The sequence below is a fragment of the Microcoleus vaginatus HSN003 genome (genome assembly GCF_022701255.1).
GTDB classification, from domain to species: domain Bacteria; phylum Cyanobacteriota; class Cyanobacteriia; order Cyanobacteriales; family Microcoleaceae; genus Microcoleus; species Microcoleus vaginatus_B.
Genome location: NZ_CP031705.1, coordinates 3,546,830 through 3,562,294, shown reverse-complemented (window position 1 = coordinate 3,562,294; position 15,465 = coordinate 3,546,830). Strand labels below are relative to the sequence as shown.

17 protein-coding genes are annotated in these 15,465 nt (G+C 44.6%); 8 read left to right on the top strand and 9 right to left on the bottom strand.

The features are described from left to right. Positions 1-158: 158 nt before the first annotated feature. Positions 159-587, top strand: coding sequence for a DUF1824 family protein (locus D0A37_RS15430; protein WP_242715624.1), 429 nt, complete (start codon positions 159-161; stop codon positions 585-587). A 126-nt stretch (positions 588-713) separates the two neighbouring features. Here D0A37_RS15430 and glgA read toward each other — a convergent pair whose 3' ends face one another. Beyond that, complete coding sequence (glgA, locus tag D0A37_RS15425) at positions 714-2,141, bottom strand: glycogen synthase GlgA (protein WP_242715623.1); 1,428 nt, start codon at positions 2,139-2,141, stop codon at positions 714-716. A 45-nt stretch (positions 2,142-2,186) separates the two neighbouring features. Here glgA and D0A37_RS15420 point away from each other — a divergent pair, with 45 nt between their 5' ends. Then, on the top strand, positions 2,187-2,489 hold the full coding sequence (locus D0A37_RS15420) for a hypothetical protein (protein WP_242715622.1): 303 nt from the start codon (positions 2,187-2,189) through the stop codon (positions 2,487-2,489). A 104-nt stretch (positions 2,490-2,593) separates the two neighbouring features. On the opposite strand, the gene D0A37_RS15415 is transcribed toward D0A37_RS15420, so the two are convergent. The 3 genes from D0A37_RS15415 to D0A37_RS29050 all read right to left on the bottom strand — a co-directional run bounded on the left by D0A37_RS15415 (position 2,594) and on the right by D0A37_RS29050 (position 5,275). Next, positions 2,594-3,421 (bottom strand): S1C family serine protease, encoded by an 828-nt coding sequence (locus D0A37_RS15415; protein ID WP_242715621.1) that lies wholly within the window; start codon positions 3,419-3,421, stop codon positions 2,594-2,596. A 359-nt stretch (positions 3,422-3,780) separates the two neighbouring features. After that, positions 3,781-4,752, bottom strand: a complete 972-nt coding sequence (gene hemC, locus D0A37_RS15410; RefSeq protein ID WP_242715620.1) for a hydroxymethylbilane synthase — start codon at positions 4,750-4,752, stop codon at positions 3,781-3,783. A gap of 400 nt (positions 4,753-5,152) precedes the next feature. Continuing rightward, entirely contained in the window at positions 5,153-5,275 is a 123-nt protein-coding gene (locus D0A37_RS29050) for a hypothetical protein (protein WP_278187071.1), read from the bottom strand. A gap of 19 nt (positions 5,276-5,294) precedes the next feature. Here D0A37_RS29050 and D0A37_RS15405 point away from each other — a divergent pair, with 19 nt between their 5' ends. After that, complete coding sequence (locus D0A37_RS15405) at positions 5,295-5,750, top strand: Panacea domain-containing protein (protein ID WP_242715618.1); 456 nt, start codon at positions 5,295-5,297, stop codon at positions 5,748-5,750. 92 nt (positions 5,751-5,842) lie between these two features. Here the strand turns inward: D0A37_RS15405 and D0A37_RS15400 are convergent, their stop codons facing one another. The 3 genes from D0A37_RS15400 to D0A37_RS15390 all read right to left on the bottom strand — a co-directional run bounded on the left by D0A37_RS15400 (position 5,843) and on the right by D0A37_RS15390 (position 7,950). Then, on the bottom strand, positions 5,843-6,079 hold the full coding sequence (locus D0A37_RS15400; protein ID WP_242715616.1) for a type II toxin-antitoxin system Phd/YefM family antitoxin: 237 nt from the start codon (positions 6,077-6,079) through the stop codon (positions 5,843-5,845). Positions 6,080-6,217: 138 nt separating this feature from the next. Further along, on the bottom strand, positions 6,218-7,243 hold the full coding sequence (locus tag D0A37_RS15395) for a hypothetical protein (RefSeq protein ID WP_242715613.1): 1,026 nt from the start codon (positions 7,241-7,243) through the stop codon (positions 6,218-6,220). A 146-nt stretch (positions 7,244-7,389) separates the two neighbouring features. Continuing rightward, positions 7,390-7,950: an MDR/zinc-dependent alcohol dehydrogenase-like family protein gene (locus tag D0A37_RS15390; protein ID WP_242715611.1), complete on the bottom strand. Its 561-nt coding sequence runs from the start codon at positions 7,948-7,950 to the stop codon at positions 7,390-7,392. A 191-nt stretch (positions 7,951-8,141) separates the two neighbouring features. On the opposite strand from D0A37_RS15390, the gene D0A37_RS15385 reads away from it, so the two are divergent. From D0A37_RS15385 to D0A37_RS15375, 3 genes are all read left to right on the top strand, one after another. After that, positions 8,142-9,227 carry a T4 RnlA family RNA ligase gene (locus D0A37_RS15385; RefSeq protein ID WP_242715609.1) on the top strand — a complete coding sequence of 362 codons (1,086 nt, stop codon included), beginning with the start codon at positions 8,142-8,144 and terminating at the stop codon, positions 9,225-9,227. A gap of 170 nt (positions 9,228-9,397) precedes the next feature. Further along, positions 9,398-10,246: a phosphatase domain-containing protein gene (locus D0A37_RS15380; RefSeq protein WP_242715607.1), complete on the top strand. Its 849-nt coding sequence runs from the start codon at positions 9,398-9,400 to the stop codon at positions 10,244-10,246. A 75-nt stretch (positions 10,247-10,321) separates the two neighbouring features. Next, complete coding sequence (locus D0A37_RS15375) at positions 10,322-10,912, top strand: Uma2 family endonuclease (RefSeq protein ID WP_242715605.1); 591 nt, start codon at positions 10,322-10,324, stop codon at positions 10,910-10,912. A 143-nt stretch (positions 10,913-11,055) separates the two neighbouring features. Here D0A37_RS15375 and D0A37_RS15370 read toward each other — a convergent pair whose 3' ends face one another. After that, complete coding sequence (locus D0A37_RS15370; protein WP_242715603.1) at positions 11,056-12,591, bottom strand: mercuric reductase; 1,536 nt, start codon at positions 12,589-12,591, stop codon at positions 11,056-11,058. Between the two features lie 16 nt (positions 12,592-12,607). After that, a complete protein-coding gene (locus tag D0A37_RS15365) occupies positions 12,608-13,339 on the bottom strand; it encodes a TVP38/TMEM64 family protein (RefSeq protein WP_242715601.1) in 732 nt (243 codons plus the stop codon). Between the two features lie 78 nt (positions 13,340-13,417). On the opposite strand from D0A37_RS15365, the gene D0A37_RS15360 reads away from it, so the two are divergent. Next, positions 13,418-14,446: a cysteine hydrolase family protein gene (locus tag D0A37_RS15360; protein ID WP_242715600.1), complete on the top strand. Its 1,029-nt coding sequence runs from the start codon at positions 13,418-13,420 to the stop codon at positions 14,444-14,446. Between the two features lie 170 nt (positions 14,447-14,616). After that, positions 14,617-15,105 carry a hypothetical protein gene (locus D0A37_RS15355; RefSeq protein WP_242715599.1) on the top strand — a complete coding sequence of 163 codons (489 nt, stop codon included), beginning with the start codon at positions 14,617-14,619 and terminating at the stop codon, positions 15,103-15,105. Positions 15,106-15,465: the final 360 nt, after the last annotated feature.

Sequence of the window (15,465 nt, the reverse complement as noted above, 5' to 3'; positions counted from 1 at the left end):
TGGAAGACGATCGCCCGAATTGATTGCCAGAGTCCACAATGGGCTATAATCAGGACTTGTGCAAGTGTTACCGCCGTCGATTGAGGGTTGCAATGACAGAAATTCGTTGACGAGTGCCCGATTGTCGATCGTAATTTTGGGAAATATCAGAGCAATTCATGTCTACTCAAAACCCGACTACCCTAACTGTTGAAGAAGCACAGCAAATCCTCAAAGATTTCACTTGTCTGGATATGCAATCTGTAGGATCGCCGCTGGAAAAACAGACCCTCCGTCAAGCGATTTTGCTGGTAGCAAGTTTGTCGGATTATCAAATGTTGGGAGTGTGCGCTGCTTCGACGGATGAGGGGTTTTTAGCTTTAGAAGCTTATTTGAAAGCTTTGGGATATCAAGCTGTTTTAGATCCCAATGCTGTCTCGACCTTTGCTGGTTCGGTTTATATTAAGTTCAATACTTTGAAGGGGTCGTATTATGTTGACGGCTATCCCGGAACTTACCGGGGCGTTTTGATTTCGTGTCAATCTGCCTCAGAAGGTGGAGTTAGTGGCACTTACGGTCATTTACCTCTCGATTTATTTGTTGATTAATTGGGAATTGGGAATTGGGAATTGGGAATTGGGAATTGGGCATTGGAACCAAAAACTAACAAATAACAACTGTCAACAGTCAACTGTCACCAGTCAACTGTCAACAGTCAACTTACCCATTACCAATTAACCCTTGCCAACAATCAATTCTGGCTCTTGTTCCGGTGCGATTCCTTCGGGTGGCAGTCCCAAAATATCGCTGTACAAGTTGATGTATTTCCGAGCAGAAATATCCCAGCCAAAATCTTCTCTCATGCCGCGCTGTTGCAGTTCTCTCCACTTATCTTTGTAGCGGAAACCTTCCCAAGTTCTGATCATGCAGGTGAACAAATCCAGGGGTTCGTAGCGATCGAAACAGTAACCGGTACCAGTATTGTCGATCGGGTTGTTGTGGGAAACGGTATCGACTAAACCGCCGGTGCGGCGAACCATTGGCACGCACCCGTAGCGGAGGGCGAGCATTTGGCTAATGCCGCAGGGCTCGAAACGGCTGGGCATCAGGAAGCTGTCGCAGCCTGCGTAAACGCGCCGGGAGAGAGCCTCGTTGTAAAGTAGTTGGGTAGACATCCGACCGGGATAGCGGGCTGTCATTTGCCAGAGTTGGGTTTCGTAGTAGCGATCGCCCGTTCCGAGTACAATAAATTGAGCGTCGGTATAGGCCATGAAAAGATCGAGCATTTGAATTATCAAATCCAATCCTTTCTGTTCTACCAGCCGCGTCACCATGCCGATCAAAAAAGCATTTTTATTCACTTCCAAACCGACTTCTTCTTGCAGCGCAATTTTATTAGCTGGGCGCTTTTCAATAGTATCAGCACTAAATTGTTGATGGAGGTACTTGTCTGTGGCGGGGTTGTAAGATTCTGTATCAATTCCGTTCAAAATGCCCGATACTTTGCCACCGATGTAAGACAGCAAACCTTCCAAAGTTTCCCCATAAGCTGGGGTTTTGATTTGCTCGGCGTAAGTGGGTGAAACTGTATTTACTCGATCGGCAAACTGTACTGCGGCAGCCATTGTATTGTGACCTTGCATATACCAAGGACACCAAGTCATCTGCTCCAAACGCCAGCGCCACGGCCCTTGATAAGCTAAATTGTGAATAGTAAAAACTGTGCTGATATCAGGATCGTGGCTCATCCAAACAGGTATCATCCCCGTATGCCAGTCGTGACAGTGGATAATTTGGGGCTTCCAATGATTCCAGGCAAATTCAGCCGCAGCATTGGCAAAGAAAGTGAACCTCCAATCTTCATCTAAACCGCCGTAAACGCGGCGCGGCAAGAAAGATGGATGTTGCATTAAGTATAAAGGTACATCGGTTCCCGGCAAAACAGTTTCAAACACCGAGAAGCTTTGGAACATGGCACCCCCATCCCAAACGGGTTTTTTGGGAACGTCCATTTTGTCGGGGATAAAACCGTAGTAGGGCATGAAGATGCGGACATCGTGTCCCATGCGCCGCAGAAATTTAGGCAAAGCGCCGACGACATCGCCCATACCGCCGACTTTGGCGAGAGGTGCTGCTTCGGCGGATACAAATAAAATACGCATTATTTTTTTGTGTTCCTGGAGATTGTTAGTCTAGATTAAGTTTAAATGGCGAGCGACACAATATTAACGCGCCGTCCAAAAACAAGTATAAATCTGAGTTGCTGTAGCGATCGCAGTTTATTCAATAATGCGATCGCCCTTTTTCCATCCGCGTCGTTGTGCGGTGAAAAAAAGAGCGATCCTCTTCTGCAAGCTTCGCCAACGCCCGGACTTCCCTCCCGCGACAATTTTCACGATCTAATCAAATTTATCTGTCACTTTCTGAGTGACGGTAAACATCAAAAATTGTATGAACTTTGCTCATCTTTACGCATTAGTAAAACCGTCCGCCAAGCTATCAGTATGTAATTAAGGAAATAGCGATCGCCTTTTTCATCCCCTCTCATAAAAAGAGCGATCCTCTTCTGCAAACTTCGCCAACGCCCGAATCACATATTACGGATAACTCCCGACTAATTCTGAGAATTGTCCTCAAAAGTCTCCTCAAATCCCGCTAGAAAATCATCCAAAGCTTCAGAGGCGATCGCCAAATTAATATTATCAGCATCTTCCCATCCCCACGTATTCACCCCAACCACTTGACCGGCCATATTAATCAGCGGGCCGCCGGAATTGCCGGGATTAATAGCCGCATCAGTTTGCAACACCTTTACCTCACCCACATCATCTTCGTCGTCATCGCCTTCTTCATATTCCTCGGGTTGGCGAATTGCACTCACAATACCTTGAGTTACAGTTGAAGCAAACTGCCCCAAAGGATTGCCCACAGCAATTACTCTATCTCCGACTTTCACATCAAAAGACAACTCTAGGGGAGGATATTCTTGAGGAGATTCCACTTGTTCCCCTGTGTTCGGGTCGAAGGTAAAATCGCTAATTAAGAGTAATGCTAAATCTTCTTCGGCATTACCAGTAAACACCACCTCTGCCAATCTCAATTTTCCGTCGTTAGTTTCCACTAAAACCTGTTCGATTTCATCTTCTTCATAGAAGTAATCTTGATCCGCAATATCTTCTACAACGTGATAGTTAGTGACAATTATGTCCGGCGATACAAAGAACCCGCTCCCTGAAGAAATCTCTTCTTGTGTATCCCAATCCATGACGTAAATTGAAACTAGGGACGGCAAGACTTGCTCGACTACATCCGAAAAATTTCCTGCTTGAGTTTTGAACTCTTTCAATTGCTTCTGCAAAGCTTGTTGGTCTGCCTGCATTTTGCTATACAGTTGCTGAACCTTTTTCAATTCCAGCTTTAATTGAAGTTCTCTAGCGCTCATATTTGACCTTTACCTGAAATAAATTGCTGATTAATTTTGGATGTTTGATTGTAGATTTTGGATGGGCCGGTTGAGAATTTTAGGACTTACGACAAAAAACCGGTTTTTACCATAAATCTTGGGCTATACAGCGAGACTTACATCAGAAACCGGGTTAATTAACACCCGTGCGGAGCGTCATACATTAGTCAGATATTTTTGAAATCTATCGCGCAAGTCCTCTCTCAAGTCCCTACCAAAAATCTACAATCATACTGTTACTCTACCTGTGAAAGCAAAAGCGAACCGCCTGTTATTTTTATTGTATAAAAGGCGATATATCGCGTCTAAAAGCATTGACAAAGAAATGCCAAGCGGGTTTAGGAACCACGTTGAACTTGGACAAATATTTCCTCCAAAATTTCACTAGCTCCCTGTTGCCGCAGGCGGTGAGCGAGGTCAATTCCCAGCATTTCAGCCGTCTCGGCGGCACCGGAAACAGTATCTTTGACGAATCGCTGGCCGTCGAGACTCGATACCATTCCAGTTAAGGTTAATTGACCGTTTTCTATTTTGGTATTTACACCAATCGGCACTTGACAGCCGCCTTCTAATTCCCGCAGAAATGCGCGTTCGGCATAACATCTTTGGGCGGTTTCCGAGTGTTCGAGAGCTTTAATCACTGCCATGATTTCTGTGTCTCCGGCGCGGCATTCGATGCCCAAAGCACCTTGTCCGACGGCATGAAGGGAAATTTCAGCAGGGATAATTTGGTGGATGCGATCGCCCATTCCCAATCTTTCGAGGCCGGCAACTGCTAAAATAATCGCGTCGTAACCGCCCTCATCTAATTTAGCGAGTCGAGTATTGAGATTGCCGCGAATATCTTTAAATTCAAAATAAGGGAAATGATGCCGAAGTTGAGCCAGCCGCCGCAGGGAAGAAGTGCCGATTACGGAACCTTCTGGGAGAGTGTCGAGTTGCTTGTCTTTGTGCTTGGAGTGAACTACCAAGGCGTCAGCGGGATTTTCCCGTTCGGTGACGCATCCTAAAATTAAACCTTCGGGCAAATTGGTAGGCAAATCTTTGAGGGAATGAACGGCAAAGTCCGTTTCATGGTTAATCATCCCCGTTTCTAATTCTTTGGTGAAAAGTCCTTTATCGCCAATTTTAGCAAGGGCGACATCAAGAATTATGTCCCCTTGGGTTGACATGGTGTGGACTTCAAAAGTGTGTTCCGGGAAGTGTTTCTGTAGCTGTTCTTGCACCCAGTGGGTTTGCACGAGAGCGAGTTGGCTTTTGCGGGAACCGATGCGAACGGTTCGGGAAGGGGCAGATGTGGTTGGGGACATAAGATCGATCGGAGGATAGCTTGAAATCAGCCAATATATTCACCTGATCTAGCGTACCGCAGGTGGGGACTTTAATTGCTGGTTGGGATAATTCGGGCGATAAAATAGAACTACCAGATTTTGACCGCCAGTTTGAAAAAAGGATGCAACGGTAGGCCAGCTCCAAACCTTTACATAATAAGTCATTGCCAATCTAAAATCTAAAATCTCAAGTCTAAAATGGTATGACTGCCAGTAGCAGTGAGTCTTGAGGATGTTTCCCATCCAGCATTGTGCGTCGCTGGCATGGGGGCGATCGACATTCCGAAGCAAAGGCTGCCGGCGATGTAAGATTTACCTAGGGTCGAGCCGGATGAACCTGGTTGGCATGACGAGTTAGCTCAGCAGCAGCTCGAAAGAATTAGCTCAAAGGTTGCGAGAGTTGGGGAGAGAAATGTAGTTGTGAGGGGAAAAGGGCGATCGTAATTGCGATCGTACTTTTAAAGGCACCAAATAGCTTAGCATCAAAAGTGAATTTGTCCAATTACTCAAATCCTAAAACTATGAAAAGTGCTCTTGACGTAGCTCGTTACTTTTTATGCCGTCTCGATCGAGAAGCAGGCGATACCATTTCTGGGCTGAAACTGCAAAAGCTCGTGTATTATGCACAAGCTTGGAGTTTAGTCTTTAGAAGCCAGCCGCTATTTGATCAAGATATTGAAGCTTGGGTTTCCGGCCCCATTGTCCGCGATGTTTGGGATGAGTACAAAGCTTACAAATATAGCGATATTCCCGCTCCCGATAATTTTGAAGAAGAATTTGATGAAGATGAAATCGAGGTTCTCGAAGAAGTTTGGAATGCTTATGGAGAATTAAGTGCTAAACATCTTGCAGAATTGACGCAATCCGAGACACCTTGGCTCAACGCTCGCCAGGGATTAGAACCTGCGGAAACATCAACTAAAATCATCTCCCGCGAGGATATGAAATCCTGCTATGCACCTTTGGTGGAGGCATAAGTGCAGCTTCGTTGACAAAAGGGCGATCGAACTTTTAGCCCTCAGCTACGGCAATTAATAACTGAATTTTACTTTAATAGTATCTATATAAATCAATACCGTGCTTCCTCTCTTAGCCTAATGACTGTTGCACTCATCGGCTCGCCCTTGACATTAATGGAGTTTCGGAATGCTTTACGCCTAGCTAACCGCTGCTCCTTGGATAGCGGCGGAACTACGCGAGCTACTACTTGGCCTTCGTGTAGGATTGTCACTTCTTCTCCTTTGGCCACCTTTTCCAAGATAGCTTGCAGACTCTGCTTGGCTTCTTCAACGCTAATCGCAGGCATCTCATTAGTTTTTTAGCTACTTTTTAATTGTACAGCAACGGGATATTTAATACGAAAAAGGTCGATTCCCTAGCCTTCGGGAACCCCTGTGGGAAGATAGCTTCGCTCGCGCGTCCCTTTTCCATTTCTAACCAAAATTTAACGTTGCCCTGCTTGAAGTGCAGAATTTGCTATCTGGACAACTTCTTGCTGCCGTGCGTTTTTCCTTGTGACTCGGTACAGCACCCCCAGCCTTTGCCACTCAACAAAAACAGTGCAGTAAGCACCGCAATTATTGAAATACATCCCCCTGAATCCGCCCGCCAATTCAACGCTTCTGTAAGTATCCTGTGGCAATTGCGAAGGAGGCGAAAACGGTTCATTTCTTTTAGCTTCGATTGTGCCGAAATAACAAGCTCCGGCGCGGCATCCTTTGCCTAAATACATTCCCACAATGTAACCCTCGGCCCCCGCTTGCACATCAAAATCAAGTTGCTGAATGTCAGATAAAGGAAGTCTACTCGGAAGAAAAACAGGCACTCGCGTTTTGCCTTTGATTTGCCGAAATATGTTACTCGCCGGAAAAGGAGTGTTAGCTTGTTTTGCTGAATTATCCGTAATTGGGGGCAGCTTTTGCACAAAATCCCTCCACTGCAAAACTCTATTTTTAGCAATGTTCAAAGTGGGAATTGAATATTTTTCTACCGCAATAGAAGGGCGACCGTTTTTCATATTGAAGCTGCGGCGAAGCACTGTAATTTCTGGTTTTCCTAAGCCGTAAGCTGTGGCTATGGAACGGGCGAGATTGCAGCTAATTTTGAAGCGTCCCATTTCAATATTGCCATTTTCGGCTTGATAAGACCAATTGTAACCCTCAGAAGCACGATCGCGATCGCACAGAAAGTGAGAAATCTCAAACATCTTGGCAATATGAACATCGTACAACCGCAACTTGCGGCTGCCGGTCGATTTTGCAGTGTTGCGATCGGGTACAATAAATTGTATCGGTTGCCAGCTATCTTCAGGGGAAAAATTAAACCAGCGGATTTCTGCAATCGGGAGTTCAGTCCTTGCTAACGCTGAGTTTGGTGTCAAAGGTGCGTGAAGCGAAGCTATCCCGAAGGGAATCGTAAAAGCAGTCACCACACAAGCAAAAATCGCCGCACATAGCCATCTTCCCCTCATCCTGATTTCTCCCTAAGTAGGTAAGCGCAAAAAAACCATAGCATCTTGTAAGGGGCGAGTGCGAGTTAAGATATATCATACAATAAAGGTAAGGTGCGCCCTTACGCACCCTACAGATAGAAGTTGTGCGTCCCCCACTACAAAACTTAACGCTTCCGAGCTAGAATAGCAGAATTTGCTATTAAAATTAAATCAGATTCTCGTCCGTTCTTAAGGGCTACGGTATACATAAAGCCCTGACTTTTCCACTCAAGTGTTGCTGTGCAGTAAGCGCCGCAACCATTGTGAAAAACTCCTTTCACTCGGTCAGCCAGTTGAACATTTTTTAAAGTCTTAGTTACCCCTTCTACTTTGGTAGAAAACTCACCGCCTTTGTGACCTCGAATTTCCCCAAAAGTGCAAGCTCCGCCACCTCGGCAATCTGCTGTATACTCCATAGAAATAGTATAGCTGTCCGTTTTCGCTTCGCTTTGATAGTAAAGCTTCTGCGAAATAGGAAGCCGGCTGGGGAGGAAAATTGGTACTTGTGTTTTGCCTTTTAACTGCTGCAAGATTTGACTTATCGGCACAACAGTACCCGCTACAGCAACAGATTTGGTTTCCGGCGGTCGCTGCGACAATTCGCACGCACCCAAAACTCGCGATACAGGTACTAAAACAGTCAATACACACGCCGAAGTCGCCAAAAGTAATAATTTATTGTTCATTATTTTTTTCCTTACTCTCGAAATAGTCCTGTTTTTCGGTGAAGCGCATTCACCTATTGACAAGGATACTCCAAAATACCAAAGTCAAAATAGGCATTCCGCCCAAAAGCTAGTTTAATTTTTTTTTACAAAACTCCTCAAATATGCAGTTACAGATAAAATAGAGAAGGAGATAAATTTAGGGATAGAACGTGGAACTACAAGAGTATTTACGCCAGCACGGATTGGAAACTTTGTCCGAAACTTATCATATCAAAGTTACCCGCCACCGCCAATATCCCGATCTAGTATGTCTGAAATACTCGCAGATAGAATCTCCCCTGGGCGAAAAAATAGTCCAGCAGTGCCGAGGCATTATTTTAGATTCATCTCAAAATTGGCAGATAGTTTCTTATCCCTACGACAAATTTTTTAATTACGGAGAAATTCACGCGGCTGCAATTGATTGGAGTCATGCCAAAGTTTACGAAAAACTAGACGGTTCTCTGACTGTACTGTATTTTTACAAAGGAGAATGGAGAGTGCAATCTAGCGGCACTCCCGACGCCGCCGGCGAAGTTAATGGTTTTGGGTTCAGCTTTGCCGAACTTTTTTGGAAAGTCTGGCAAGAATTGGGATATCAATTGCCGGAAGAAACCGACCAGTGTTTTATCTTTGAATTGATCACGCCTTACAATAGAATAGTTGTCCAGCCCAAAAACAATCAAATCGTGCTGCACGGGGTTCGCAACACTCAAACGCTGCTAGAAACCGACGCGAGTATTTGGGCAAATAAATACGGATGGGAATTGGTTGCATCCTATCCTTTAACTAGCTGGAAAGAAGTTATCGAAGCGGCTCAACATTTAGATCCGATGAATTCGGAAGGCTATATTATCTGCGACGCTAACTTCAACCGAGTTAAAGTTAAGTCTCCGCAATATGTCGCGATTTCCCATCTGCGCGAAGGGTTTTCGACCCGCCGCCTGATAGAAATTGTTTTAACTAATGAAGGAGAAGAGTTTTTAGCTTATTTTCCTGAATGGATTGGGTTGTATCAAAAAGTTAAGGATAAATATGAATTGTTAGTTCAAGAAATCGAGGAGGTTTACCGACAGCACGAACATATTGAAGTTCAGAAAGATTTTGCGTTAGCTGTAAAACATTTGCCGTATTCTGGGATTTTGTTTTCTTTGCGGGCTCGCAGAGTTGCGGGAGTGAAAGAAGCTCTCCGCGATGTTAATATGTATAAAATAGAGGAGCTATTGGGTTTAGATTACATCCATCTAGGTTTGTAGTAACGACTACAGTCCTTTCTTGAATGAGGACTTTAGTCGTCACTACGATCGAAGATTAACATTATATTTTAGGTGGCAGAAGAAAGAAATGCACCTAATTAAACCTAAGATACAGCTAAAAAGCTTGCTGTACGAGCATTCTTCCTTCATCCTTCTTCTTTCTAATTACCATGAAAAGAGTTATTGTACTTGTCGGTTTACCTGCTTCGGGAAAATCTCAATTTGCTAGGGAATTGCTGCTGTCTGAACCTGCAAAGTGGGTGCGTAGCAATAAAGATTTGCTCAGAGAAATGGCTCACGCTTCTCATTGGTCGCCGGCGAATGAAAAGTTTATTTTGCAGTTGAGAGATACGATTATTTTGATGGCTTTGGAAAGCGGCAAGCACGTCATTGTTGATGATACTAATTTCGGGTCTCACATCGAGCATATCAAACAGTTGGTAAAAGGTAAAGCCATCGTCGAAGTTAATGATTCTTTCCTGCAAGTTCCGGTTGAGGAATGTATTAAACGGGATTTGAAAAGGCTTAATTCTGTGGGCAAAGAGGTGATAATGAAGATGTACAATAAGTACGTGCGGGTTCCCGTTGTGCCGCCGGAATATAACCCGGATTGGCCGGATGCAATTATTGTTGATATGGACGGTACGCTGGCACTTCTCAACGGCAGAAATCCTTTTGATGCTTCTACGTGCGATCGCGATTTGCCCAATCCGCCAGTTTTAGATACCGTTCGCAAGTGGCAGTCCAGCGCCCATATTATTATAGTGTCGGGCCGAACAGATGACTGCCAGCCTCAAACTAAAAAATGGTTGCAGCAGTACGAGGTTAATTATGCCGCTCTTTATATGCGGAAAACCGGAGATATGAGGAAGGATTCGATTATTAAAGAGGAGTTCTATCGGCGGCATATTGTAGGGAAATATAATGTTAAGTTTGTTTTCGACGATCGCCAGCAAGTTGTTGATATGTGGAGAAGCTTAGGATTGACTGTATTCCAAGTAGATGAAGGGGATTTTTAAGGCAGGGTTTGTTTGCGTGGCAGCTCTCCCAACTCCTAATGCTAAAATCAAAGTAACATTGCAAAAAATTTTGTTATGATATCCATTCCCCAAGCACCCCAAAAAATGACCGTTGAGGAATATCTCGAATGGGAAGCTCAACAAGAGATTCGCTACGAATATGTCAACGGCGAAGTTTTTGCCATGACGGGCAGTACAATTCCTCATAACGATGTTGCACTTAACTTTTACACTGCATTGCGCCCACATCTGCGTTCCAGAGGCTGTCGGATGAACGTGTCAGATGTGAAATTGCAAGTCAGTTTTCAAAGCCGTTACTACTATCCTGATGTGATAGTCAGTTGCGACCCTCAAGACATGAATTCCCGCACATTCATTCAGAATCCTAAAATCATTGTGGAAGTTCTTTCTCCTAGTACAAGTGCTAAAGATAGGGATGAAAAATTTACTTGTTACCTGAAAAATCCGACTTTGCAAGAGTATATCTTGATTGATTCACAAAAGATTTTTGTTGAGCGTTACTGTCGGGGAGAGGGCAGAATGTGGCTGTACTATTCTTACACTGCTGGGGAGATGATCACTTTATCAAGTATTGGGTTTGATTTGCCGATCGCACTTTTGTATGAAAGTGTTGGATTGGAAACAGAAACAGAAACACAAGGATAAAAACACACCTAATTTTGCAGCTTTTTTATGAACAGGCAAGATGCCTGTTCCACAGAGAGTGAATTTTATTTTGTGGTAGGCTTAGACGCCGCCCATAAAAGCCGATAATGAACCGGCAAGATGCCTGTTCCACAATTATTTACTTATCGCGTCCAAGCCAGCCAACGATTAAACAAATTCTTAACAAACGGCGTCAAACGAGTGCGATTGTAAGCATCTCCCGCTTTCCGAATTGCATCAGCTTGTGTCGGATACGGGTGAATTGTGCTAGCAATCTTTCCCAAACCAATATTGTTAACCATTGCCAAAGTAATCTCGCTGATCATATCCCCAGCGTGGCGCGCTACAATAGTTGCACCTAATATTTTATCGCTGCCTTTTTTGACGTGAATTTTCACAAATCCTTCCTCTTCGCCGTCAATAATTGCCCGATCGACTTGACTGAAAGGAATTAAAAATGTATCGATATCAATCCCTGCGGCTTGCAACTCGCGATCGCCCAATCCGACGCGAGCAATTTCCGGATCTGTGTAAGTACACCAAGGTATCGTCAAAGCGCTGAGCTTTTTGCGCCCGAAAAATAGAGTGTTTTGAATTACCATTCTCGCGGCAAAATCAGCAGCGTGAGTAAATTTATGTTTCATGCAAATATCCCCGGCGGCATAAATGCGGGGATTAGTAGTTTGCAAGTTGTCGTTGACAAATACGCCCGTGTGTGTATCGTATTCTACGCCCACAGCCTCCAGATTCAATCCTTCGACGTTGGGCGATCGCCCTGTACTCACAATAATTTCATCTACTGTTACCGATGCTTCGTTACCTTGAGATTTATAATAAATTACTTTGCCTGCATTTGTCTTCTCAACGCGCTCTATTTGGGATTCTAGTATTAGTTGAATTTCTTCGCGTAGAAAAGCCTGCTGCACGATTTTAGCAGCATCCGCATCTTCTTTGTCTAAAATCTGAGCATTTTTGTGCAGCAATACGACTTCCGAACCCAGCCTGCGGAATGCTTGAGCCAATTCGCAGCCGATCGGCCCTGCGCCAATTACTCCCAAACGTTGAGGTCTTTCCGTGAGGTTAAAAACAGTTTCATTTGTCAGATATCCAGCTTCCTGTAAACCTGGAATTTGTGGTTGTAGCGCCCTTGCGCCTGTAGCAATAACTGCTTTTTTAAAGCGGAGAGTTTGACCTGCAACTTCAACTGTATTATTGCTAGTAAAACGACCAGAACCCAGAAAAACATCTACTCCTAATTTCTCCTGATATCGTTGAACCGAATCAACATCGCTGATTCCCGCCCTGATGCGGCGCAGCCGTTCCATCACAGCGGCAAAATCCACTTCTACACTGTCAGAAACATTAACACCAAATTTATTTGCTTCCCAGATATCGCCAACAGTGCGAGACGAGCGAATTAAAGCTTTTGAGGGTACACAACCGACATTTAAACAGTCGCCGCCCATCAAATGTTTTTCAATCAAAGCAACTTTCGCGCCCAAACCTGCCGCACCCGCAGCCACAATTAATCCGGCGGGACCCGCGCCAATTACTACTAAATTATAAGAACTAGCCGGCTGGGGATTTACCCAATCGGAGGGATGCAAATAGGAGACTAATTTCTGGTTGTGTTCGTCCATCGGGGGGACAGTTACGCGATCGACTTTTGACTGCGACATTCGCAAATTCTCCTAATTAAATACTTTCTTCCAAAGCTTTGCTGGCTAGGCGAGTGATAAAGACAGTAACAGCGACTGTAGCAATAAAACTGATAATATTAATCAACCATTTTACGGCGGAATCTTGAGGGCTTGTATACAGAGTTTCTCTACCTATCGCAGCAACCTCTCCCACCAAAGAACCCGAGTAAACGTACATAATTGTGCCCGGTATCATGCCAAAGGAACCCAGCACGTAATCTTTCAAAGAAACCTGAGTAATTCCCAGAGCGTAATTCAATAAATTGAAAGGAAATAAAGGACAAAGACGAGTCAAAAAAACTATTTTTAATCCTTGTTGGGAAACTGCGCGATCGAGAGCTTTAAACTTGGGGTGAGATTCCATATATTTTACCACGCGATCGCGGCACAAATAGCGCCCGATCGCAAAAGCAAATACAGCACCTAAAGTGGACGCCGCAAAGACGTAAACAGAACCCCACCAAAAACCAAAAATCGCCCCTCCTCCCAGCGTCAGTACGGAACCCGGTACAAACAGCACAGTAGCCAAGTTATAAGTAGCTACAAAAGCCACTGGCCCCCACCACCCTAAATCCTCGATCCGCATTAACAGAGTTCTCAAAACCTCTTGAACGTAGGCAGATCTCGTTGCTACAATTAAGAGAGCGAGCAAAAGTGCGATCGAAAAAAACAACACTATGCGTTTAAGTTTTACCCTAGCATAATCTTGGATTCGTTCTTTGGTCATGATTTACTCGCAAGTATTTATCAGCATTATACTCGAAACTTAAATTATTAGTGTAAACTACCCTACAAGCGATAGGTCATGACACCAAAAGCCCAACTTCCAATCCCCGAACATTTCGACCAGAAAAAAGTAGGCGAAGTCTGGCGAGTCCCCTACCAAGAACGGGCCACCCAAGCGAAAGATTGGGCCAAACAGCACAACATCCAGCCCGCCGCAAGGGACACAAACCGCATTTGTTTGATGATAATCGATGCCCAAAATACCTTTTGTTTACCCGAATTTGAACTATTTGTGGGCGGGCGTTCCGGTAGCGGTGCAGTTGATGATAACTGGCGGCTGTGCGAATTTATTTACCGCAATTTAAATGCAATTACCACCATTGCGCCCACAATGGATACCCACACCGCCCTGCAAATTTTTCATCCAATTTTTTGGATCGACCAAGCAGGCGAACACCCCGTACCCGCCGCAACTTCTATTACAATTGAAGATGTCCAAAAAGGCATTTGGAAAGTCACTCCCGCCGTCGCCGATAGCATTAGTGGCGGCAATTTTTCCGCACTCGAAAAACAGGCTTGCCACTACCTCAAAAAACTCAGCGACGATGGGAAATATCCTCTGACAATTTGGCCCTATCACTCGATGCTGGGCGGCATCGGACACGCGCTGGTTTCGGCGGTGGAAGAAGCAATATTTTTCCACAGCATCGCCCGCAACAGCCAAGCACTTTTTGAAATCAAAGGTGGGAATCCGCTAACCGAAAATTATTCGGTTTTGCGACCGGAAGTTTTAGATGGATTCGACGGCAATCCGATTGCCGAAAAGAATGCTAAGTTTATGGATAAATTGCTCGATTTTGATGCAGTAATTATTGCCGGACAAGCCAAAAGTCACTGCGTTGCTTGGACAATTGATGATTTGTTAACGGAAATTTGGGCGCGAGATCCGAATTTTGCAAATAAGGTTTATTTGCTGGAAGATTGCACTTCGCCTGTGGTTGTTCCGGGTGTTGTTGATTTTACGGAACAAGCAGATGCGGCTTTTCAAAGATTTGCGGCCGCGGGAATGAATATTGTTCAATCTACTGAGTTAATTCTGGGCGATTAAAGACGAGGGTTGACTCTTGGGGTTTTCAGTACCCAAAAAGTCTACATTATTAAGCAGAGGCGATAATTTTTGTTAGCTTGGAAGTCTGCTGCGATCGCATTTAACTGATTACTTATGATATCATATCCGCTAAATCACTTACTAGAGAAGTGTAATCAAGGAGTTTTCCGATGGCTGAAAGCGAAATTTATAGTGTTGTTCTTTTTCGGAAGGCGAGTGTACAAGCAATTTCAAAACTCTCGGTGGCAATCGCCACGACTCTTCTGAGCACAGTTGTCACTGCAACCCAAGCCTACGCAGTTCCCGTAACCTACGATTTCACCATCACTGTTACCAAAGGCGGGTTAGCGGGAAATTCATTCAACGGTTCTTTCAGCTACGATGATGCAAAATTGAAAGGAACGGGAGTGGAAGAATTGGGAATTGCTGAGGGATTAACGACCTGCCTAAATTACCTGGGACGCACTTATCGCGAAACCGATGATACCAGTTATCCTACCTTTCCCACACTCAGATTTGAGGATGGCAAGATCACGCAACTAAACTTTTGGATTCAGCCGAATCAGCGAGTTAATTGGTGGAATTTACCTGGATGGGAAGTCAAGCTGTCTGAGCCTAAAAAGAGCGATTCAACTGTTCCCAATTGTCAAAAACGGTGAGGGGTGGCCCAGGTGCGATCGACCCTAAAAATAGGGTGTTGCATAATTGCGGGATGATTTTGATGGTTTTGTGGCATGGACTCTCGTACCCCGAAGGCGTGTATTTTCACAGCAGGCGGGACGCCTAACCCTACTCCCCAGAAGAATCCTCCTCAAATTCTGCAACGCCAAAAGTAGAGGAGGAATTAGATGCAACTGCCTACGGTTATATGGGTAATTTCATGCAGCCATGCTACGAATGTGCGATCGTCTCTCATCTGCTAGGGCGATCAAATATTTGCGCTCGCTAGGAACGAATGACTCAAAGATTGTTTGAAAAAAAACCGCATGATTCCTATTTTCTGTGGGTCAAGAGTGCCT

What these genes read in the sequence shown, in the direction of transcription:
- D0A37_RS15430 (WP_242715624.1), top strand. Translation starts at nt 159, where the DNA reads ATGTCTACTCAAAACCCGACTACCCTAACTGTTGAAGAAGCACAGCAA.
- glgA (WP_242715623.1), bottom strand. Translation starts at nt 2,141, where the DNA reads ATGCGTATTTTATTTGTATCCGCCGAAGCAGCACCTCTCGCCAAAGTC.
- D0A37_RS15420 (WP_242715622.1), top strand. Translation starts at nt 2,187, where the DNA reads ATGGCGAGCGACACAATATTAACGCGCCGTCCAAAAACAAGTATAAAT.
- D0A37_RS15415 (WP_242715621.1), bottom strand. Translation starts at nt 3,421, where the DNA reads ATGAGCGCTAGAGAACTTCAATTAAAGCTGGAATTGAAAAAGGTTCAG.
- hemC (WP_242715620.1), bottom strand. Translation starts at nt 4,752, where the DNA reads ATGTCCCCAACCACATCTGCCCCTTCCCGAACCGTTCGCATCGGTTCC.
- D0A37_RS15405 (WP_242715618.1), top strand. Translation starts at nt 5,295, where the DNA reads ATGAAAAGTGCTCTTGACGTAGCTCGTTACTTTTTATGCCGTCTCGAT.
- D0A37_RS15400 (WP_242715616.1), bottom strand. Translation starts at nt 6,079, where the DNA reads ATGCCTGCGATTAGCGTTGAAGAAGCCAAGCAGAGTCTGCAAGCTATC.
- D0A37_RS15395 (WP_242715613.1), bottom strand. Translation starts at nt 7,243, where the DNA reads ATGAGGGGAAGATGGCTATGTGCGGCGATTTTTGCTTGTGTGGTGACT.
- D0A37_RS15390 (WP_242715611.1), bottom strand. Translation starts at nt 7,950, where the DNA reads ATGAACAATAAATTATTACTTTTGGCGACTTCGGCGTGTGTATTGACT.
- D0A37_RS15380 (WP_242715607.1), top strand. Translation starts at nt 9,398, where the DNA reads ATGAAAAGAGTTATTGTACTTGTCGGTTTACCTGCTTCGGGAAAATCT.
- D0A37_RS15375 (WP_242715605.1), top strand. Translation starts at nt 10,322, where the DNA reads ATGATATCCATTCCCCAAGCACCCCAAAAAATGACCGTTGAGGAATAT.
- D0A37_RS15370 (WP_242715603.1), bottom strand. Translation starts at nt 12,591, where the DNA reads ATGTCGCAGTCAAAAGTCGATCGCGTAACTGTCCCCCCGATGGACGAA.
- D0A37_RS15365 (WP_242715601.1), bottom strand. Translation starts at nt 13,339, where the DNA reads ATGACCAAAGAACGAATCCAAGATTATGCTAGGGTAAAACTTAAACGC.
- D0A37_RS15360 (WP_242715600.1), top strand. Translation starts at nt 13,418, where the DNA reads ATGACACCAAAAGCCCAACTTCCAATCCCCGAACATTTCGACCAGAAA.
- D0A37_RS15355 (WP_242715599.1), top strand. Translation starts at nt 14,617, where the DNA reads ATGGCTGAAAGCGAAATTTATAGTGTTGTTCTTTTTCGGAAGGCGAGT.